Source organism: Agathobaculum sp. TL06, assembly GCF_054658635.1.
Map to the genome: position 1 here is coordinate 38,578 of NZ_BAAGGY010000005.1, position 20,643 is coordinate 59,220.

The window sequence follows — 20,643 nt, forward strand, 5'->3', positions numbered from 1 at the left end:
ACGCTTTTCTGCTTTTTGTTCTATTTTTCCTCTTATTCCCCCTGATTCACCGCAGAAAGGCGCTGCAAAATCAAGGTGATCTCCTGCGCGGTGATCGGCTCCTCCGGCCGGAAACGGCCGTTCCCGTCCCCTCGGAGGATGTTTTGCGCCGCCATTTTTTCAATCTCCGCCTGCGCCCAATAGCCTTGATATACATCGGTAAACACGGGCGCCCCCGCTGCGGAACCGCTGTCGGACAGCGCGGAAGCAATCACGCAGAATTCCGCGCGGGTAAGGGGCGCGTCCGGCTGATAGCTGCCATCCGCATAGCCGTTCAGCAGGCCGCGGTCATGCAGCCGCGCCAGCGCAGCCGCGTGCGCACTGTCTGGGCTTACATCTGCAAACCGCGCCCGCTCGGGCTGCTCCACCGCAGTCTGATCGACCAGGCTGTCCGCCAGCAGCACCGCCGCCTCCCCTCGTGTGACCGGCGCCGTATCATCTGACCCTGGGATATTCGTCTTGAGCAGCGGCGTGACCTTGCCCGTGGCCGCATCCACCCGCGCGGCAAACGGAAACTGTACGTTTTTTCCCGCCGCCTTGGTCGTCTGCGCAAATACGTGGTTCTGTGCGACCATGGCTTCCAGCTCATCCGCGCAGGCCTTCAGGTCGTCCTCGGTCAGAGAAAGGATCGCCGCGCGTTCCGCCGCATAATCCGCCTGGGTACGTCCGGACCGCGCCAGGCCCAGACCGCTTGCCCGCGACCATTCCGCGTCCATGTCAAAGGCGTTGACCGCATTTACCTGAAAGCCCGCCAGCTCGCTCGGCGCAAGCTGCATCGACCGCAGGTAATCCGCCGCCCCGCGGAACACTTCCACCGCCTCGTCCACGCTCACGCCGCCTGACGAAACCATGGTAACGCCGTTTGCATCGAACCGCAGGCTTGCGCCATAGGCGCCGCGCTTGTCGCGCAGCTCCGGCAGCATATATTTCGCGGTCAGCAGCGGCCCCAGCACATCGTAAACCGCCATATTTTCCGGCGGCGTGCGGAACTGGCCGGTCAGCATGACATGGTTGGCGTCCTGCGTGTTTGAGGATACCACGAGCGCGCTCGGCCAGCCGCCGGAAATCCATTCGCAGGAGGATACGCCCGTTCCCGCGGGCAGCGCCGCGACAAATGCCGCGGCCGCGCGCCGGAACGCTTCAAAATCCGTGCGGCTTCCGGTAAACTCCGCTTCCACCCCTGTGCGCTGAAGCACACGCTCCAGCAGGGTGCGCATCTGTTCGAGCAGGGCGGCGTCCCCGCCCGCGTCTGCCGCCGCTTCCTCAATAAACGCCTTATAGGACATAGACGAGATGACAAAGCCCACCGGAACGCGGTCCATGAAGCGGTTTGCCTGGGTGCTGGATTGCAGCATCATGCTGTATTCATAGTAATACGGGTCCCGATATTGTGCGCGCAGGCTGTCTCTCCGTTCGGTCAGAAAGGTGCGGAACGCCGCCGCATCCGCCAACGGCTGTCCGCGCAGCAGCTCTGCCGCTGCCTGTACCGCATCCGCGGCCTTTCCGGTTTCCACTCCGCCGCCGAGGACGAATGCAGGCTGAAGCGTATCCGGCGCGTCATACCGTTCACCCGAGGACATTCCGGTATAAAGGGACAGCCCTGCCTTCTCGAACCGATCGTTCAGATATTCGCACAGCAGGCACCATACGGCGGCGTCCTCCTGCCGAAGCTCGATCGGGAAATAAAGAGAACATACCGGCGCTTCCGTATCCGCCGCCTCATTGAAATACCAGGTCACACCCTCCGTGGTCTGGCTCGTCTGTTTCATGGAGAATGGGTCCTCTGAAAAGGCGTCCAGGTCGAGTGTGGGAAGTTTGGCGAGCACCGCCGGATCGTCCGGCTGGTCCAGCCAGGCGTTAAACGCCTCGGTGTCCCGCTTCACCTGCTCCAATCCGGCCGCGTCCAGCCGCAGTTCGGGGACGGACTGCTTGGCCGCGCCATTGCCGGAGATCACGATTGTTTGGAACTTACTGTCCTTCCATTCCACCGCAAGCGACTTAAAATACGCCATATCCTGTCGCAAATCATCAAAAACGTCCGACCGGTCGATGCAGGCGAACGGGTCCTCCGCATAGGTGAAGCCCATAAATACCTCTTCCCGCGCAAACTGCTGCGCTTCCTGCTGCTGGTCGAGTGCTTCGTCCAGTAACGCGGCTGGGAAGCCGTTTTGCGCCGCCTCTTCCAGCAGCCTTTGGAATACCGCAACCACCTCGTCCTTTTGCTCCACCGGCACCTCGGACAGGATCACGCCGACATTGTAGATACCGCCCGCATTGCCGCCCACCGTATAGGGCAGCGCCTCGGGGAACGCCTCGCCAAGCTGCCGCTGCAGACAGGTCAGCATCGCGCCCCAGGCCTCCATCTTCCTGGTATCCAGGATGCTCGGCCCATGCGCCATAAAGCCGATGTCCACCGTCTGCGTGGAACCGGTCACATTATACTCCTGTACGATCTGCGTTTGTGCGAGCGGCTGTGCCTGGATGGTCACAGCCGGCGTTTCGCCTTTGTCTGTTTTGTCCAAATATCCATCCAGCATTTTGAGCGTTTTACCGATATCCTGCTTTCCCGCCGTATATACCAGCATATTGGAGGGGCGGTAATAGGTGTCGTATACCCGTATGACGTCCTCATAGGTCAGGTCGAGCAGCTCCGGTATCGCGCCGCCGGAATCAAAGGTTGCCGGGGAGTCGCCATAGAGGTTTTCATACAGCTTATCGGATACAAAATCCAGCGAATTCTGGTCCGTATCCAGGCTTTTCAGCCGCAGCTCGCTGTACACAATACCGTTATACTGCGCTTTTCCGTCCGCATATTCGATGCGGATGCCCTGCTGCTTGAAAATATTCGGCTCGCTGCGCAGCAGCGGGAACAGCACGCACGTCGTATAAATATCCGCGAGGTTATAAAAGTCCTGCTCCGCCTCGGTGCGGAAAACATAGGTGGTATAATCCTCGCTCGTATACGCGTTCAATTCCTGCGCGACCGAGCTGTTGCGCAGAATATGCATCAGGTCATTGAGCGGATATTGCTCGCTTCCGTTGAGCAGGGCATGCTCCAGCACATGATTCGCGCCCTTGCTGTCCTGCGGCGGGGTCCGGAAGCCGATCGCAAACTCACGCGTTTCGCTGCCGTTTTCCAGCCATACGACCTGTGCGCCCGTATCCGTATGCCGCAGCAGATGGTATGTTCCGTCGCCTGTACCCTGCGTTTTTACCTCGGTAAACCCGTACTGCCCGTACCCGCCCGCTGCAGCCGCCTCCGCCGGCACGAGCGGCAGCAGAAGCGCAAGCGCTGTTGCGAATGCCGCCAACCGTTTTTTCATGGGATACACCTCACCTTTGTGTATTATCTGTACTGTATGTAATAGTACAGTTATATATTAGCAAACCGCTGCCGACTTGTCAACAGCGGTTTGCCTGTTTTTTACGCCTCAATGACCTCCTGCGCCATCTGGAAGAAATCATCCATCGTCAGGCTGCCCGGGTCAAAGGTATGGATCGAATAAGCGATGCCACCGTCGATCCACGATACGCGGTAAAACACCTCTTCCTCACGCTCATCCGAACCGTAAGCAATGTTGATCTCGCCGCGGTCGAACGCCGCCTGTTCCTCCGCCGTGGGCTGGCTGCTGCCATCAGCCGGCAGATAAATACCCTCCATCTCGCGGTAGTGTACCTCTGTACCCGCCACCGTACGCACCGTATCGTAGGGAGAGGTATACTCGCCTTCCTCCTGCACCGGATCAAAAGTCAATGTCAGTTTCACGCCATCCTGCTCATAATTGAGCTGAATACCGGTAAACGAACCCAGAGTATGGTTGTTTTCGTCCCGCTTATCGGTCGTGTTCTCGTAGCCCTTTTCAAAGGCGAAGCCGTTCGAGAACGACTCAACATATTTCGCCCCCGCTACGTTTTCCTGCACATAAGCGGCTGTTTTTTCAAAATCCGTCCAGTTCTTATCCAAGCGGGTACTCGATCCCCAGCTTACAACGCCGCTGCCCGCGACCGCGCCGGTCACGGCAACCGCCGCCACCAGGCATACCGCGGCCAGACGCTTGCCCCATTTGGGCCGGCGGCGCAGCTCTGCGGGCGCTCCGCTCTTCAGCGCAAAATCAATCCGTGTCTTCAGCTTGTCGGGCGCTTCCAGCCCCTCTGCACACTGCTTCATCGTTTCCCTGATCGTGCGGTCCATCTTCATTTCATCCATTTGTTGCAGCCTCCTTTGGCTTTCCCTCTTTTGCGGTCAGCGCCTGCCGCAGATGGCGGCGGGCGGAAAACAGGCGGGATTTTACCGTACCCTCGGTCACGCCCAGCGTGCGCGCGATCTCCTTAACCGGAAGGTCGTCAAAGTAATACAGAATCGTCACGATGCGCCGCTTTTCATCCAGCGCATACAGCGCTTCATACAGCCGCCGCTGCTCGTCGGTGCGGAGCACGGTGGACAGCGCGCTTTCCGCCTCTCCGGTTTCAAAGAATTCCGCGACCGGCGTCTCGCGTTTGGTTTTCCGGCAGTACTTCCACGCCGCCCGTGACAGCGTTTTCAGCAGCCACGGCCGGAATTTCGCACCGTCTTTCAGCGATCCGATCGACCGCGCGCAGATGACGAACGCCTCCTGCGTCAAATCCTCACCGTCCGCACGGTTTCCCGTAATCAGGCATGCCACGCGGTAGGCGTCGTTTTTATAGCGCGCATACAGCTCGTCAAACGCCTGCATATCGCCCCGCTGCATCCGGCGGACCAGTTCTTCATCGGTCATGCTTGCAATGTCCTTTCTCCGTTTTCGGTGTACCTGATAATAAGAGCACCGGAAACGGCAATCGGTTCAAAAAATTTTTTCGGTTTATGCGCCGCCTGTTTTGGTACACCTGTCAATAAGAGCCGGCCTCCCGCCGATTGGTTCAAAAAAACGCGAGCCGGGCCGCCGGCCGTGCGGCGCAGACTCTTTCCCTGATATGACTATACTATACCCGAAATCAGGCGCGGAGGAAAGTCTCCGCCGCCCGCTGCGCGGATATTTTTCACGGCTCCCGCTTTCTATCATGCGTCATATCGGCGCTCTAAAAAGACCATTTATTCATTTTTATGAAAATACAACCAATATTTACAAAAAAATCCCCTATTCTATGTTTTCAACGTTAATCCGTGCGCAAATAAAAAGCAGCCTTTCCGGCTGCTTTTGTTTTGTGTTTCTCTTTTCGCGCGGTTCCTCCGCGCTTATCCGATGTTTTGCGGCAGCCGTTTCAGCCCAGCTTGGGGAACAGCTCCTGATCGATCACCGCGTCAAGCGTCATACCCGCGTAAGCGATCTGGGCCAGCCCATCGATGAACCGCGCGACCGCTGCCAGCAGCACGGAGATATTATCCGCAACAAACGGGATGATCTTTTCCAGCTCCAGCGAGCCATCCACCAAGGTATTGTGCTTCAGGTAGATCTGCCCTGCCTGCTCAAAAAAGCCGAACGCACCCAGCGCGCAGAAATCATTGCAGTAGGCGCACGCCTTGCGAAGCTGCGTCTCATGCGTATCCGGCGCGCCCTGGAACAGTGTGACGAAAAACTGCAGCAGCCCCATATCCTCCGCCGGAAGCTGCATCGGGATAAAGCAGCATTCGATCACAACGTCCTTGGCCACTTTGCCCTGGCGCATGGCCTCGCACCGCAGCAGCGTCGGCGCCCCCTCCTGCCGCATTACCTCCGCGCGGAATCCATTCTGATTCAGCACATCGGACATACAGCCCAATATCTGTTCCTGTTGCTCTATTTTCATATTCTGGTATCTCTCCTTATGGAACACGGCGCGGATTCCCTGCCGCGCCGTGCATCGCTTATTTAACGCCGATGTCCCTGCGGTAATGCGCCGCCTCAAAATGGATTTTTTCCACATCCGCATACGCTTTGCGGATTGCTTCCTCCAGCGTGGGGGCGACCGCGGTCACGCCCAGCACACGCCCGCCGCTGGTGACGAATGCACCGTCCCTGACCGCCGTACCCGCGTGGAACACGAACGAATCCTTCACATCCGCAAGGCCGGTGATCTCCTTGCCCTTTTCATACGCCTTGGGGTAGCCGCCGGACGCCATGCAAACGCAGCACGCAGCGTTGTCGGCCCAACGGATCTCGATTTCATCCAGCTTTTCGTCGATCACTGCATTGAAAATATCGAACAGATCGGTTTCCAGCCGCGAAAGCACGGCCTGCGTTTCCGGATCGCCAAACCGCGCGTTATACTCGATCACCTTCGGTCCCTTGGGCGTCAGCATCAGACCGAAATACAGCACGCCCTTGAACGGCCGCCCCTCCTTGGCCATCGCCGCGACCGTCGGCTGGAAAATCGTTTCCATACAAGCGGCCGCGATCTCCTCCGTATAGAAACGGGAGGGGGAAAACGCCCCCATGCCGCCGGTATTCGGTCCCTCGTCACCGTCGTAGGCGCGCTTATGGTCCTGCGCGGACGGCATGGTTTTCAGGTGCTTCCCGTCCACAAACGCCAGCACGCTAACCTCGGGACCGGTCAGGTATTCCTCGATCACCACGCGCGCGCCCGCGCCGCCGAACGCATGCCCGTCGATCGCGTCCCTGACCGCGGCAACCGCTTCTTCCTCGGTCATTGCCACCGTCACGCCTTTGCCCAGCGCCAGGCCGTCCGCCTTGACCACAATCGGCGCACCGTTCCGCCTGATGTAGTCGATCGCGGCGGCGGAATCCTCAAATACCGCATAGGACGCGGTGGGGATGCCGTATTTCTTCATCAATTCCTTGGCGAATGATTTGCTCCCCTCAATAACTGCCGCGTTTTTCCGCGGGCCGAACGCGCGGATGCCCGCTTGTTCGAGCGCATCCACCATGCCCAGCGCCAGCGGATCATCCGGCGCGACCATCACCAGGTCCGGCCGCTGTGCCTTTGCAAACGCAACGACACCGTCGATATCGGTCGCCTTGATCTCCACGCATTCCGCTTCCTGCGCGATGCCGCCGTTGCCCGGCGCGCACCAGATATGATCTACCTTAGGGCTTTTTTTCAAGGCGTGGACGATCGCGTGCTCACGGCCGCCGCCGCCGATTACCAAAACTTTCATGATTTATCTACCTCCATACGGATGTATTGCTGTTGGGCGCGGAACATATCCACCAGCAGAGCGACATGGGCCAGCGGCAGCAGCATGCCGGCGATCCGGAGCCCCTGCGCGACGACCGGCTCCTCCAGCCAGCCGAACGCCATGACGAGCCACAGAATATACCCTGTGCTCCATACAGCCACCAGCACCCATTCCAGAATGACCTGCCGCCCCGCCGCGCGCATCTGGTCCGCCGCCGCAAGCAGCAGCATGCAGCCGAGCAGAATAAGCGGCACAAGCGAAGCATACTCCAGGATATCTCCCCAATACGGCGGCAGGACCGCCGGCCCGCAGACCACCGTAAAGCCGATCAGCACATCCGCTGTGATACTCGCCCGCCGGAACCACGGAGACGCCTGTTGTTGGGAAAGCGCGCCCGCCGAGATCACGGCATACGCCACCAGCTCCAGCATCCAGTTGCCCGCCAGCGCCGTGCTGCCCAGCATCGCCAGCTTAATCACAATGCCGGCCGCGATCCCCAGATAGGCGTAGTAGCTTTTGAGAACGTTCATACTTTACCCTCCGCAAGCAGCGTTTTCGCGCGCCACAGATACCGCACCATCCAAACATAGGAAACCACCGCCGCAAGCAGCGCCACAACCTCCAGCCCCATCTGCACACAGAACAGCGCGGTATACACGCCCTGCTGGACCGAAAGCTCGGCCTGCCCCTCAAAATACGGCAGAAAGCCCATCATGGACGCACCGCGCTGCACAAGCGTCGCCATCGCCCAGGTGCGGCCCAGGCGCAGCGTCTGCGCGGAGGCGTCGGCCGCGCGCAGCCGGCGGTCAAAATCACGCTCCATCGGCAGGTAGAACAGCAGGAACAGCAGGTTGACCGCCATATTGCCGACCCAGGCGGGTTCCGTGCCGTTCGGTACCGCCACCGTGAGCAGGGCGCCCACCGCTGACGCGCCCAAAGCGACCCAGCAGCGCAGCCGGAATGCCGCAAATGCGTTCATCAGATAGCACAGCGCCATCAGCAGCATACCGGCCGGCCGAAGCGTCCCATTGAGGAACAGGGACGCCGCTATCTGCGCGGCAAAGGCCGCCAGCGTCCAGACCGCCGCGCCGGAAGCGTTGCTCCGGCTCAATGATGGAACAGGCGCATTCCGGTGAACGCCATCACAATGCCATATTTGTTCGCTGTCTCGATCACGTTATCATCGCGGATCGAGCCGCCCGGCTGGACGATATACTGCACGCCCGACTTGCGCGCGCGCTCCACATTATCCCCAAACGGGAAAAATGCGTCGGAACCGACCGTGACGCCGGCATTACCCTTGATCCATGCCAGGCGCTCCTCACGGGTGAGCGGTTCCGGCCTGACCGCGAATGTATTCTGCCAAACGCCCTCCGCCAGCACATCCTCGTATTCGTCCGAAATATATACGTCGATCGCGTTGTCGCGGTCCGGACGGCGGATGCCTTCCTTGAACTGCAGGCCCAGCACCTTGGGATGCTGACGCAGGAACCAGTTATCCGCCTTATTGCCCGCAAGGCGCGTACAGTGGATGCGGCTCTGCTGGCCCGCGCCCACGCCGATGGTCATACCATCCTTCACATAGCACACGGAATTGGACTGCGTATACTTGAGCGTGATCAGCGCGAGGATCATATCATGTCTGGCGCTTTCCGGCAGCTCTTTCTGCTCGGTCACGATATTGGTGAGCAGGCTTTCGTTGATCTCATAATCGTTGTAGCCCTGCTCAAAGCGGATGCCGAAGATATCGCGCTGCTCAACCGGCTTCGGCGCATAGTCCGGATCGATCTTAACCACGTTGTAGCCGCCCTTGCGCTTGGTCTTGAGGATCTCGAGCGCCTCGGCAGTGTAGTCCGGCGCGATAATACCGTCCGACACCTCCCGCGCGAGATACGCTGCGGTATCCGCGTCGCAGGTATCCGACAGCGCCGCCCAGTCGCCGTAGGAGCACAGGCGGTCCGCGCCGCGCGCGCGGATGTAGGCGCATGCGATCGGCGACAGCTCGTGGTCGGCCTCCACGAAATAGATCTGCTTTTCCACGTCGGTCAGCGGCTTACCCAGCGCCGCGCCCGCGGGCGACACATGCTTGAAGGACGCCGCGGCCGGCAGGCCGGTCGCCTTTTTCAGCGCCTTGACCAGCTGCCACGCGTTGAACGCGTCGCAAAAATTGATATACCCCGGCTTGCCGTTCAGAACCTCGATCGGCAGCTCGCCCTCGGTCATGAAAATGCGCGCAGGCTTCTGGTTGGGGTTGCAGCCGTATTTCAGTGCCAGTTCTTTCATTCGTTTCACCTCATTTCACATGCTTGTTTTTGATGACCTGCTCGTATTTGCCCGTTTCCAGATCGATATACCGCACGAAGAGCGAAATCTTGTTCTGTTCGTTCAGGCTGTCCCACATCATATCCGCGAACTCCTGCAGCGGCAGCTCGATGCGGACGCATTTCGGCTCGCCGCGGAACGGGAGCAGCGGGTCGCCGTCGCACAGGTAGGTATGGATAAAATGGCCCAGCCCAGGCACCGGCTTGTCATATTCATAGAAAAAGCGCTTGTTCGATGTCCGGTCGGAGGTGAAGTTCTTGAGAATGGACAGGCTGTACGAGCCGTCCTCGTTGATTACGCCGGAAATGCGGGAGGTATAGTTGGGCGCGTCCGGCTCAAACTGGCGGGTGCGCAGGGCGTCGATATAGCTTTTGCCCTGGCGCAGATAGTCGCAGATCGTATCCGTCTGGTCGCCGTTGGTCACGACCGTCCTGCCCGCGCAGACACGGACCGGATGATAAATAATCAGGGAGGGGTCGGTCATTCGGGACGGGTCAAACGCTTCCGTGCGGATCCCATCCTCGGTCTCCACGAACACACGGTTCCGGCTGTTCCCCGACCGGCCCATGATGAAATAGGCAATAACGTCTTTTTTGTTATCCTTTGTGCGTCCGAAAATGATGCCGCGCCCCGGATAGGTGTTGGACACCAGCTCATCCGCGATATTGAACACATTTTTGCTCATAACGCAAACACACTCCTTTTTACTTTCTCTTGACGGCCGCGCCGTCGACGGTCAGCCTGCCCGCGCAGAAATCGGACACGGCCTGCGGAAGCAGCTGCCATTCCGCCTGGACCATCACGCGCTTCTGCAGCGTCTCCGGCGTGTCATCGTCCTCCACTTCAACCGCTTTCTGCGAGATAATCGCGCCGCCGTCCACCACTTCAGATACAAAATGCACGGTTGCGCCGGTCACCTTCACCCCTTTTGCCAAAGCCGCTTCATGCACGCGCAGCCCGTAGAAGCCCTCTCCGCAGAACGCGGGGATCAGCGAGGGATGGATATTGATGATGCGGTTCTCATACCGGCGGCAGAAATCCGCGCTGAGCACGGTCATAAAGCCCGCGAGCACAACCAGACCGATCTCCCGTTCGCGCAGCAGCGCGTCCAGCGCAGCGCCGTATGCGTCGGGGGAAGCAAACTCCCTGCGCCGCAGCACCGCGGAGGGGATGCCGGCCTTCGCCGCCCGTTCCAGCGCAAACGCGTCCGGATTGGAGGAGACGACAAGCGCGATGCGCCCGTTTTCGATCTTGCCCGCCTGCTGCGCATCGATGAGCGCCTGCAGGTTTGTACCGCCGCCAGAAACCAAAACTGCGATGTTTATCATATTGGATCTCCATTTTCCGCGCCGCAGCGCGCATTGAATCAAACTCTGCGTAGCCGCGCCGGCGTCAGACGAGCTCCACGCCCTTCTCGCCGCTCACGCACTCGCCGATGATATATGCCTTTTCGCCCGCAGCCGAGATCGCGGCGACCGCGCGCGACGCGTCCTCCGCGGCGACCGAAAGCACCAGCCCCGCGCCCATATTGAACGTGTTGTACATATCGCGCTCCGGTATGCCGCCCGTTTTGGCGATCAGGCCGAACACCGGCGGCACCGGCATGGCGCTTTTTTCGATCTTCGCGCAAATGCCTTCGGGCAGCATGCGCGGCACGTTTTCGTAGAAGCCGCCGCCGGTGATATGGCTGATGCCCTTGACATCCACCTTGCCCATCAGGGATTGGATCGCCTTGACATAGATTTTGGTCGGGGTGAGCAGCTCCTCGCCCAGGGTTTTGCCGAACTCGTCGATATAGCGGCGCACGGACTTTTCATTGATGCCGAGCGTCTTGCGCACGAGCGAATAGCCGTTCGAGTGTACGCCCGAGGAGGCCACGCCGATCAGCGCGTCGCCCGGCCGGATCGTCGTCCCGTCGATCATTTTCTCCTTGTCCACCATGCCGACAGAGAACCCTGCCATGTCGTATTCGTCCTCCGGATAAAAGCCGGGCATCTCCGCGGTTTCGCCGCCGATCAGCGCGCAGCCCGCCTGGCGGCAGCCCTCCGCGATGCCGGAAACCATCTGCGCGATCTTGGCCGGATGGTTTTTGCCGACCGCGATATAGTCCAGGAAAAACAACGGCTGTGCGCCGCAGCACGCGATGTCGTTGACGCACATGGCCACGCAGTCGATGCCGACCGTGTCGTGCTTATCCATCAGGAAGGCCAGCTTGAGCTTGGTACCCACACCGTCCGTACCGGAAACCAGGATGGGGTCGGCCATGCCCTTGAAATCCGGACGGAACAGACCGCCAAAACCGCCCAGCGTACCCATCACGCCCTTGGTAAAGGTCGATTCGACCATCGGCTTCATCAGCTTGACCGCTTCATAGCCCGCGGTCACGTCAACGCCGGCAGCCTTGTAGCTTTCAGAACGGCTTTCACTCATAGTAATACTCCTTCGTCGTTTAGTATGGGGAGCGGCTTATTCTTTGCCGCTCCAGCAGTAGGTGCAGACCTTGTCGCGGTCCAGGCCGATGGCCTCCAGCAGTCCGTCAAGCGACTGGTAGCCGAGCGAACTGAAGCCGAATTTTTCGCAGATCGTCTTGAGCATGCACTGGCCGCGCTCGGTATTCGCATCCGCATATTCCTCCAGGTGCTTCTGCCCCTCGTCGCCCTCCAGCTCCTGCACGGTGCGGCGGGCCAGCAGCTCCATCTCAGAATTGCTGGAGGAGAAATTCAGGTATTTGCAGCCGTACATGATCGGCGGGCAGGCCGACCGCATATGGACCTCTTTCGCGCCGGATTCGTACAGGAACTCCACGGTTTCGCGCAGTTGGGTGCCGCGCACGATCGAATCGTCCACGAACAGCAGCTTTTTCCCCTCGATCAGCTCGGGTACTGGGATCTGCTTCATCTTGGCGACCTGGTTGCGAATCTTCTGGTTGGCCGGCATGAACGAGCGCGGCCAGGTCGGGGTATATTTGACAAACGGACGCGCAAACGGTTTGCCGCATTCGTTGGCGTAGCCGATCGCGTGCGGCACGCCGGAATCCGGCACGCCGGCGATAAAATCCACATTTTCCGCCAGGCCGCGCTTTTTATCGTCGCGCGCCATGATCTCACCGTTGCGGTAGCGCATCACCTCGACGTTGACGCCCTCATAATTGGAATTGGGGTAGCCGTAATACGTCCAGAGGAACGCGCATATTTTCATTTCCTTTCCGGCCGGCGACAGCGTTTCAAATCCGTCCGCCGTGACCTTGACGATCTCGCGCGGCCCAAGCTCATAGGCGTCCTCGTAGCCGAGCTTGTGGTACGCGAACGACTCGAACGAAACGCAATGCCCGTCCTCGCTTTTGCCGATCAGCACCGGCAGGCGGCCCAGCCTGTCGCGCGCGGCGATGATCCCCTCCCGCGTCAGCGCGAGCAGGGTGAGCGAGCCGTCGATCAGCTCCTGCGCGTGCAGGATGCCGGATACCAGGTCGTCCTTCTGGTTGATGAGCGCCGCGACCAGCTCGGTGGAGTTGACCTTGCCCGAGCTCATGGCCATGAACTGATGGCCATGGTCGGAAAAATAGCGGGAAACCAACTCCTCCGCGTTGTTGATAATGCCGACCGTGGTCAGCGCGTATAGGCCAAGGTGGGACCGCACGAGCAGCGGCTGCGGGTCGGTATCGCTGATGCAGCCGATGCCGCTGCAGCCCTGAAAATCCTGCAGATCCTTTTCAAACTTGGTCCGGAACGGGGTGTTTTCAATATTGTGGATCTGGCGCTGAAAGCCGACCTCCTTGTCGTAGACGATCATGCCGCCCCGCCGTGTACCCAGATGCGAATGATAGTCCACGCCGAAAAATATATCCAGTACGCAGTCCTGCTTGCAGACCGCGCCAAAAAATCCTCCCATAGTTGCTCCTTATCTTCTTCCGGTTTTGGGTTTGCCCGATCAGGCGCGTTCCCGCAGGCGGTTACTTGCCCATCACGCGCTTCATGATCTCCTGGTACGCTTCCTCGACGCCGCCCAGGTCGCGGCGGAACCGGTCCTTATCCAGCTTCTCCTTGGTGGTCTTGTCCCACAGGCGGCAGGTGTCCGGACTGATCTCGTCGGCCAGCACGATTTTACCGTCCGCGGTCTTGCCGAACTCCAGCTTGAAATCGACCAGAATCACGTTCAGCGTATCGAAATACTGCTTCATGACCTCGTTGACCTTGAACGCCATGCCCTTGATCTGCTCGATCTCCTCGCGGGTGGCGAGTTTCAACGCGATCGCATGGTAGGCATTCATGAGCGGGTCGCCCAGGTCGTCGTTCTTATAGGAGAATTCGACGGTCGGCTCGTCGAACACGATGCCCTCCTCCACGCCGTAGCGCTTGGCAAAGGAGCCGGCCGAAATGTTGCGGATAATGACCTCGAGCGGTACGATAGAAACCTTTTTCACAACCGTTTCGCGGTCAGAGAGCTGCTCGACGAAATGGGTCGGCACCCCCTGCTGCTCCAGAAGCTGAAACATGTGGTTGGACATGACGTTGTTGATCGCGCCCTTGCCGACGATCGTCCCCTTTTTCTCCCCGTTGAACGCGGTCGCGTCATCCTTGTAATCGACGATGACCAGGTTCGGGTCGTCGGTTGCAAACACTTTTTTTGCCTTTCCTTCGTACATCTGCTCTTTCTTTTGCATGTCCAATTCCTCCATTTATATGTGTAATTTAAAAACAAACAAACTTTTGTTTTTGGGTTTTACCCAGTCTGCGCGGGTGGTTATGCAAACTGCGCCTTTACCTTTTCATCCTTGGCCATGACCTCGTCGGCCATTTCCTGCTTAAACTGCCGCAGTTTTCCGGCAAGCGCTTCGTCCGACAGGGCGAGCATCTGCGCCGCGAGGATAGCCGCGTTGTCCGCGCCGTCGATCGCCACGCACGCGACCGGAATGCCCTTGGGCATCTGCACCATGGACAGCAGGCTGTCCATGCCGCCCATCACGCTGGTTCCCATCGGCACGCCGATAACCGGCAGCGTGGTGTAGGCTGCCAGCACACCGCCCAGATGCGCGGCCTTGCCCGCCGCCGCGATGATCACGCCGAAGCCCTCTGCCGCCGCGTTTTTCGCAAGCTGCTCCGCCGCCGCGGGCGTGCGGTGCGCGGAACAGATCCGCACCTCGGCCGGTATGGCAAACGATTTCAGCCGGTCCACACATTTTTCCATAACCTTCAGGTCGCTGTCCGACCCCATGACGACGAGCACCTTTTTCATCGCATATTCCTCCTCAAAAACAAATGAGGACACGGATAGACCCGTGTCCTATATACGCGCTCAATTAGCTGCACCGATGCCCGAAAGCATGCACGAATGCCCGGTACCCAGATTGAAGAACTGCATGCGGATAGACTGCGCCGCCTTATCCAGAAACACGCTTCCGATCATGTGTACACCTCTTTCGCTGCTTGTCCCGCTATCGGTGGAGATACACTAATATTTTATCCAAAGCGCCTGTTTATTGCAAGCGTTTTACGCCGTTTTTTCTCGTTTTGTGCAAATGCCCAAAGATGGGGGCCGCGGCTCTCAGCTTTCGTGCAGAACGCCCTTTTCGTACAGCGCCGCCTCGATCTGGCGCACGCGCTCGCTCCAGGAGCACTGCGCGCCGTAGGCCAGCCGTTTGGCCGCTTTTTCCGGATCATTTTCCGCCGCTGCCGCGTCGCACAGGGCGATAAACTCGTCCGCGTCGCGCGCGATATACACCACGTCCGCGAAGTCCTCGACCTGCAGCGGCTCGCGTGTGGAAACCACCGGCTTGCCGGTCGCAAGGTACTCGTAAAACTTGAGCGGGGATACGTCGCGGCTCAGCGCGCCCGCGCGGAACACATTCAGGCACACCTCCATCTGCGCCAGATACGCAGGCAGCTCGGGCTGCGGCACCAGGCCGTGGAATACGATATTGGGGTACTGCCGCAGATGCGACAGGTCCACGCCCGGCAGCGTCCGGCCGATCAGGAACACGGTCGCGTCCGGCCGCTCCTTTGCCAGCTTTTCGATCAGCGCGTAATCGATGCACTCCTGCAGCATGCCCACAAACCCGAACACCGGATGCTTCAGGCCCTTCATATCCTCCGGACAGGGCAGGCTGCCTTTTTCGGTCTGCACGCGCGAAAAAATCTCATACGCCGCGCCATTCGGAATCATTTTTGTCGTGGGGTTCACCTTTTCCAGCGTTTCGGCCAGCCCGACCGCAGTTGCGAACACCTGATCCGCCGCCCCCGCGAGGTCGCGCTCCATCCGGTCCACCACCGCCGGATCGATATGGCCCTTATAGGCCGAATGGCGGTCCACGCAGTCATAAACCAGCGCGCGGTGCGGCACATGCGCCGTGATATCGCACGAGGACGGCGAGTAGCACCAGAGCACCGTTTCCTCCCCGAAGCCGTGCTCGCGCATCTTCCGGCGCACGAACGCGGCCTGGCGCTTCTGGTTGAGGCGGTTGACCCACCGGAACTTGTTGAAAAACGGCAGGACGGGCGGCAGGGCGTAGACCGTGATGTTTTCATGCCCCTCCACCTTTTCCCCCGGCCGCTTGTATTTCGAGAGGTACGCGGACGCTTTTTTGTCCTTGAGCGGCGCGATCACCGACACCGGCGGGTCAAAATACAGCACCTCCGCGTTCCGCAGGCGGCTCATCACGTTCTGCTTGCGGGTCGGCAGCGGGTGGTAGTTGGTCGTCGACAGACAGACGATATGGTTTTTCATGCGTTTTCCCCGTCCTTTTTTTCATACTCCAGGCCCAGCAGCAGCGCCGCGCCGCGCACGTTTTCCTGCTCGCGCTCGCGCAGCATTCCGGCGGTGCGGCGCACCTCCCCGTCCAGCGCGCCGGACACGCACTCGTCGATCAGGCGGCACAGCGGCTCCGCGCGCACGGTCTGCAGCTGCAGGCAAGTGCGGCTGCCGATATATTTGAGGAAACCGTCCACCTTGATGTCGTAGCTCATGCCCACGACTGGCACGCCCTGTCCGGCGGAGAACATCAGCGAGTGCAGGCGGATGCCGACCACGGTTTTCATGCGCGCCAGGATGCCGATGGTCACCTCGATCGGCTGGCGGGTGCGCACCGCGTGCCACGGGCAGCGGAGCAGCGCCCCCACCCGCTCGGCGGGCATCAGGTCGTTCGGGAATTCGATGGGGACGAACACCGGCGTCAGCCCATGCTTTTCATAGGCGTAATTGGCCGCCGCCGCGATCTCGGGCAGCGCCGCGTCCAGCCCTTTCCAGTTGCGCAGGCCGAAGCCGATATAGCGCCCTTCCGGATCGATGCCGCTCTGCTCCATGGCGAGCGACACGACCTCGCGCGGCGCGGGGTCCAGAATGATCGTCGGGTCGGCGGACACGCGGATGTCCGGACGGGTCACGCCCATCTCGGCCAGAAGCGAACGGGAGTTATCGTCGCGCAGCGTAATGCGGTCGACCGACCGGTCGATCGTCTTGGCCGCCATGACGCGGTTGCCCGCGCGGTTGATCGGACCGATGCCGCAGCCGTACATCATCACCTTGCAGCCGCGCTTTTTCGCCGCGCGCAGGGTATAGCAGTAATACCAGATCGACCGCGTCGAGGTGACGTCCTGCATCAGCGAGCCGCCGCCGTTGATATACAGCGCCGCGCGCCGGAACCGCCGCAGCACGGCGAACACGTTGAACGTATAAATCGCGTTCGTCCGGTAAACCAGGCGGGTCTCTTTCGGGCGGCGGGACATGACGCAGATCGTGCGCTCCGGATCGAGCGCGCGCATCTCCTGCACGATCGCCTCCAGAATCGCGTCGTCACCCGCATTGCCGCGCCCGTACGCGCCGCAGATCACGATGCTCTCGCGCTCGTGTTTGGGCCGGTGGAAACGGGCGAGCAGATGGCGGTAGTTCGCCTCCTGCCGCGCGCACATGTTCTCGCGGGAAAACTCGCGGGAGGCCTTGTCGTACAGCGCCTCGGAAAAGGCGCTGCGCAGCGCGGGGTCTTTTGCCAGGCGCACCATGTATCTGGCAAGCTGGCGGTCGTCCCCAACGGGGAAAATATAGCCGTTTTCGCCCGTGTCGATCAGTTCGGGCATGCCGCCCACATCCGAGCAGATGGTCGCACAGCCCGCGCAGATGCCCTCGAGAATGGAGTACGGGAAAGTTTCGGACACCGAGGACAAAAGGTTGATGTCCATTGCGCGGAAAAACGGCTCGACCGGGGAAACCCAGCCGCAGAACGTCACGCGCTCCGCCACGCCGAGCTGGGCGCACAGCCTGCGGAGCATCTCCTCATCCTCGCCGTCGCCCGCGATGAACAGGCGCAGCTGCGGCGCTTCCGCAAGCGCCGCGGCAAAGCCGCGCACGGTCGTCGCGATATCCTTGACCGCGGTCAGGCGCGCGGCGATTCCGCACAGCACGTCGCCCGCCTCCACCTCCACGCCGTAGGCATCCCGCAGATAGGCCGCGCGGTCAAATTCGCCCTCCGGCCGTTTGAAATCCATGCCGTTGTAAATCTTCACAATCCGTTCGGGATCGAAGCCGCGCTCGATCAGCGTGCGCGCCATCCGGTCCGCGACCGGCTGGTAGAAATCCAGAAAACGCAGCGCGACCGCGTTCGCCGCGCCGAATGTATGCTGCTTGAACGGGTTGCCGAGATAGTCCAGCTTATAATCCGAATGCACGGTCGTCACAATCGGCACCTGGCGCGAACGGCGCACCATCGCCCCCATCAGGTTGGCGCGGCCGCCGTGGCAGTGGATAATGTCCGGCCGGAACTCGTCCACCAGGTCGCGCATCGCGCGCGCCGCGCGGAACGGGTTATGCCGCTCGATCACACGGACGTCGATGCCGCGCTCGCGCGCCTCATCCGCAAACGGGCCGGCGCGGAACGAAAGCAGCATGACCTCGTTCCGCCGGCTCAGGCCGGTGACCATATTCATAATGTGGGTTTTGGCGCCGCCCACGTCGCCGCCGCCCATAACATGCATGACTCGCAAGGGACAACTCCTCCTGATAAGGCTGGTAATACTCGCGTGAGTATACCATAGTATACCACGGAACACCGGCAAATGCAAAAGAAAGCCGCCCGTCAGGGGCGGCTCTCCCGCTCACGGGAGATAGGCAAGAACGGTCACGCCGTTTTCCGTGCTTTTGGAGAACACGGCGTTGTCCTCATAGCGCAGCACGCCGTATCCCTCGTCCCCGTGGTTGAAAGGGATGCGGATATCGTAGCCAAGGTTATCCGGATACGCGCAAACGCTCGCCACGACCCTTTCCTTTCCCCACTCGACAAACACAAGCTGCACCATCCCCTCGCTGACGCTCTCCTCAACCGCGCCGCTGTCCAGCCGGATGATGCGTTTGATCTCCTCCTCCGAGGTATAGGGGTCGAACGTATATACCTCGTCCCACTCGAACGGGACCAGCTCGTTCAGGGATACCTGGGTCGTCTCCTCCGGTATTGCCTCCACCGCGTGTGCAAGCGCGCGGGCGTTCACGCCGGCCAGCCCGCCGCTGAACAGGTAGCCGCCCAAAATAACGGCCAGAAGCAAAATAAAAACATAAGGCGGTATCCTGATCTTCCCTCTTTGGCTGTACATTGCATTCCTCCGTTCACAGCTTGTGTATTGTTCCGTCCGGTTTTATCATAACATACCGCCGCGCCCGCCGCAAGGAAAAGGCGTTTCCGGCAAAGCCGTATTTGTTTTTGCCGCCCAACCATGCTATACTATAGCTATCTGACCGAAAGCGAGGGCTCCCCATTTGTCCGGTAAAAACACTATGACGCGCGACGCGATGCTGTTCCTCCCCGCCAAGGTGGTCGAAGGGCTGCTCGTCATCGCGTGCTCTTCCCTGTATACGCATATTTTCACACAGAACGCGGTCGGCACGTTCGGCATCGTCAACACGACCGTGCAGTTCTGTTATCTGGTCGTCGCGGGCTGGATGGCGAACGCCGCCACGCGCTATGTGGGCGAGGAATTCCGCAGGGACCGCGCCAGCGCGCTGTTTTCGACCGTTTCAGCCATCTATCTGCTGATCTGCGCGGCCGTCGCGGCCGTCGCGCTCTGCGCGGCCGCGGTCACGCGCGATCCGGTCTGGCTCGGCGGCGCGTGCATGTTCTTCAGCTATACCGTGTTCCAGATCCTCAACTCCGCGCTGATCCAGCTCGGCCGGATGCGCGCCTCCATCTCGCTCAGCCTGTTTTCCGCGGCGGGCAAGCTGGCCATCGCCTATGCGATCGTCCACGGCGCATCCGATTACCCCTCCGCCGCGCCCGCGTTCATCGCCAACACCCTCGCGGACGGTCTGGCCGGCCTGGGCGCGGTCTTTGCGCTGTCCATCCCGACGGTCGTGCGCCTGCGCTGGTTCTCCCGCCCCCTGCTGCACAAGTTTTTCGCCTACGGCGTGCCGCTCATGGGGGTATCGATCGCGGTCGCGCTGCTCAACATGATCGACCGCTATCTGGTGACGGGCTTTTTCGGCAAGGAGGCCTTTGCGGTCTACAACCAGAACAACTCGATCGCCTCCGGTATTTTTACGATGATCTCGGTCGGCATCATGCGCGGCGTATATCCGAACGTGCTGCGCGCCTGGCGCGACGGCGGACAGGCCGCCGCCAAGCCGCTGCTCGACCAGGGCGTGCGGCTGTATCTGCTGATCGCGGTGCCGGCTGTCGCGGGGCTGTCCGCGGTGGCGCTGCCCATGTCCCGCTTCCTGTTCGCGGCGGGGTACGACGCAGGCGCGCCGGTCATCGCCTACACCGCGCTCGCCATGCTTTTCATGGGGCTGACCGAATACGCCAACAAAGCGTATGAACTGGAGCAGTCCACCATCCATGTGCTGCAGAACAGCGCAGCGGCGGCGGCCATCAAGGTGGTGTGCAGCGTCGTGCTGCTCAAAACGCTCGGGTTCACCGGCGGCGCGCTCGGCTCGGTCGTCGCGTTTGCCTCGTATTTTATCATTACGGCGGTGCGCGTGCGCAAGCGCTTTATTTTCCGCGTACCCGCGAAAAACCTGGCGCGCATCCTGGTCTGTGCGCTGCTCTGCGGCGCGGCGGCGTTTGGCTGCACGCTGCTGCCCGTCAGCAACCTGCTGCGGCTGATCTGCGCGGTCGCGGCAGGCGCGGCGGTGTATGCAATAGCCATCATCGCCAGCGGCGAGGGCCGCGCGGAAGCGCAAGCCGTACTGAAAAGGCTGAAACGATAGGATAA

General features: G+C 60.5%; 18 protein-coding genes. 1 reads left to right on the forward strand and 17 read right to left on the reverse strand.

Translation table 11 applies throughout. The annotated features are described in order from the left end of the window. Positions 1-32: 32 nt before the first annotated feature. From ACYQ3S_RS04195 to ACYQ3S_RS04275, 17 genes are all read right to left on the reverse strand, one after another. Complete coding sequence (locus ACYQ3S_RS04195; protein ID WP_459687468.1) at positions 33-3,362, reverse strand: S-layer homology domain-containing protein; 3,330 nt, start codon at positions 3,360-3,362, stop codon at positions 33-35. A gap of 101 nt (positions 3,363-3,463) precedes the next feature. Beyond that, on the reverse strand, positions 3,464-4,246 hold the full coding sequence (locus ACYQ3S_RS04200; RefSeq protein ID WP_459687469.1) for a hypothetical protein: 783 nt from the start codon (positions 4,244-4,246) through the stop codon (positions 3,464-3,466). Then, complete coding sequence (locus ACYQ3S_RS04205; protein ID WP_459687470.1) at positions 4,239-4,796, reverse strand: RNA polymerase sigma factor; 558 nt, start codon at positions 4,794-4,796, stop codon at positions 4,239-4,241. The genes ACYQ3S_RS04200 and ACYQ3S_RS04205 overlap by 8 nt, the downstream gene beginning before the upstream one ends. A 484-nt stretch (positions 4,797-5,280) precedes the next feature. Beyond that, on the reverse strand, positions 5,281-5,805 hold the full coding sequence (locus ACYQ3S_RS04210) for a hypothetical protein (protein ID WP_459687471.1): 525 nt from the start codon (positions 5,803-5,805) through the stop codon (positions 5,281-5,283). 58 nt (positions 5,806-5,863) lie between these two features. After that, the gene (purD, locus tag ACYQ3S_RS04215; protein ID WP_459687472.1) at positions 5,864-7,114 is read right to left on the reverse strand and encodes a phosphoribosylamine--glycine ligase; all 1,251 of its coding nucleotides are present in this window, start codon (positions 7,112-7,114) and stop codon (positions 5,864-5,866) included. Continuing rightward, entirely contained in the window at positions 7,111-7,665 is a 555-nt protein-coding gene (locus ACYQ3S_RS04220) for a hypothetical protein (RefSeq protein ID WP_459687473.1), read from the reverse strand. Before ACYQ3S_RS04220 ends, purD begins: the two co-directional genes overlap by 4 nt. Next, positions 7,662-8,246, reverse strand: coding sequence for a hypothetical protein (locus tag ACYQ3S_RS04225; RefSeq protein WP_459687474.1), 585 nt, complete (start codon positions 8,244-8,246; stop codon positions 7,662-7,664). The genes ACYQ3S_RS04220 and ACYQ3S_RS04225 overlap by 4 nt, the downstream gene beginning before the upstream one ends. Continuing rightward, entirely contained in the window at positions 8,243-9,418 is a 1,176-nt protein-coding gene (locus tag ACYQ3S_RS04230; protein WP_054328058.1) for a phosphoribosylaminoimidazolecarboxamide formyltransferase, read from the reverse strand. The genes ACYQ3S_RS04225 and ACYQ3S_RS04230 overlap by 4 nt, the downstream gene beginning before the upstream one ends. Before the next feature lie 10 nt (positions 9,419-9,428). Next, complete coding sequence (locus ACYQ3S_RS04235) at positions 9,429-10,142, reverse strand: IMP cyclohydrolase (protein ID WP_459687475.1); 714 nt, start codon at positions 10,140-10,142, stop codon at positions 9,429-9,431. A gap of 19 nt (positions 10,143-10,161) precedes the next feature. Then, positions 10,162-10,785 carry a phosphoribosylglycinamide formyltransferase gene (purN, locus tag ACYQ3S_RS04240; protein ID WP_459687476.1) on the reverse strand — a complete coding sequence of 208 codons (624 nt, stop codon included), beginning with the start codon at positions 10,783-10,785 and terminating at the stop codon, positions 10,162-10,164. Positions 10,786-10,849: 64 nt separating this feature from the next. Next, positions 10,850-11,887, reverse strand: coding sequence for a phosphoribosylformylglycinamidine cyclo-ligase (purM, locus tag ACYQ3S_RS04245; protein WP_459687477.1), 1,038 nt, complete (start codon positions 11,885-11,887; stop codon positions 10,850-10,852). A 36-nt stretch (positions 11,888-11,923) separates the two neighbouring features. Further along, positions 11,924-13,345, reverse strand: a complete 1,422-nt coding sequence (locus ACYQ3S_RS04250) for an amidophosphoribosyltransferase (RefSeq protein WP_459687478.1) — start codon at positions 13,343-13,345, stop codon at positions 11,924-11,926. Between the two features lie 61 nt (positions 13,346-13,406). Beyond that, complete coding sequence (gene purC / locus ACYQ3S_RS04255; protein WP_459687479.1) at positions 13,407-14,117, reverse strand: phosphoribosylaminoimidazolesuccinocarboxamide synthase; 711 nt, start codon at positions 14,115-14,117, stop codon at positions 13,407-13,409. An 80-nt stretch (positions 14,118-14,197) separates the two neighbouring features. After that, positions 14,198-14,689: a 5-(carboxyamino)imidazole ribonucleotide mutase gene (gene purE, locus ACYQ3S_RS04260; RefSeq protein WP_107631833.1), complete on the reverse strand. Its 492-nt coding sequence runs from the start codon at positions 14,687-14,689 to the stop codon at positions 14,198-14,200. Positions 14,690-14,998: 309 nt separating this feature from the next. After that, the gene (locus ACYQ3S_RS04265; protein ID WP_459687480.1) at positions 14,999-16,177 is read right to left on the reverse strand and encodes a glycosyltransferase family protein; all 1,179 of its coding nucleotides are present in this window, start codon (positions 16,175-16,177) and stop codon (positions 14,999-15,001) included. Beyond that, positions 16,174-18,417 (reverse strand): polysaccharide pyruvyl transferase CsaB, encoded by a 2,244-nt coding sequence (csaB, locus tag ACYQ3S_RS04270; RefSeq protein WP_459687553.1) that lies wholly within the window; start codon positions 18,415-18,417, stop codon positions 16,174-16,176. Before csaB ends, ACYQ3S_RS04265 begins: the two co-directional genes overlap by 4 nt. A 120-nt stretch (positions 18,418-18,537) precedes the next feature. Further along, positions 18,538-19,029, reverse strand: coding sequence for a hypothetical protein (locus ACYQ3S_RS04275; RefSeq protein ID WP_459687481.1), 492 nt, complete (start codon positions 19,027-19,029; stop codon positions 18,538-18,540). A 163-nt stretch (positions 19,030-19,192) separates the two neighbouring features. Here ACYQ3S_RS04275 and ACYQ3S_RS04280 point away from each other — a divergent pair, with 163 nt between their 5' ends. Further along, a complete protein-coding gene (locus ACYQ3S_RS04280) occupies positions 19,193-20,638 on the forward strand; it encodes a lipopolysaccharide biosynthesis protein (protein WP_459687482.1) in 1,446 nt (481 codons plus the stop codon). Positions 20,639-20,643 lie beyond the last annotated feature (5 nt).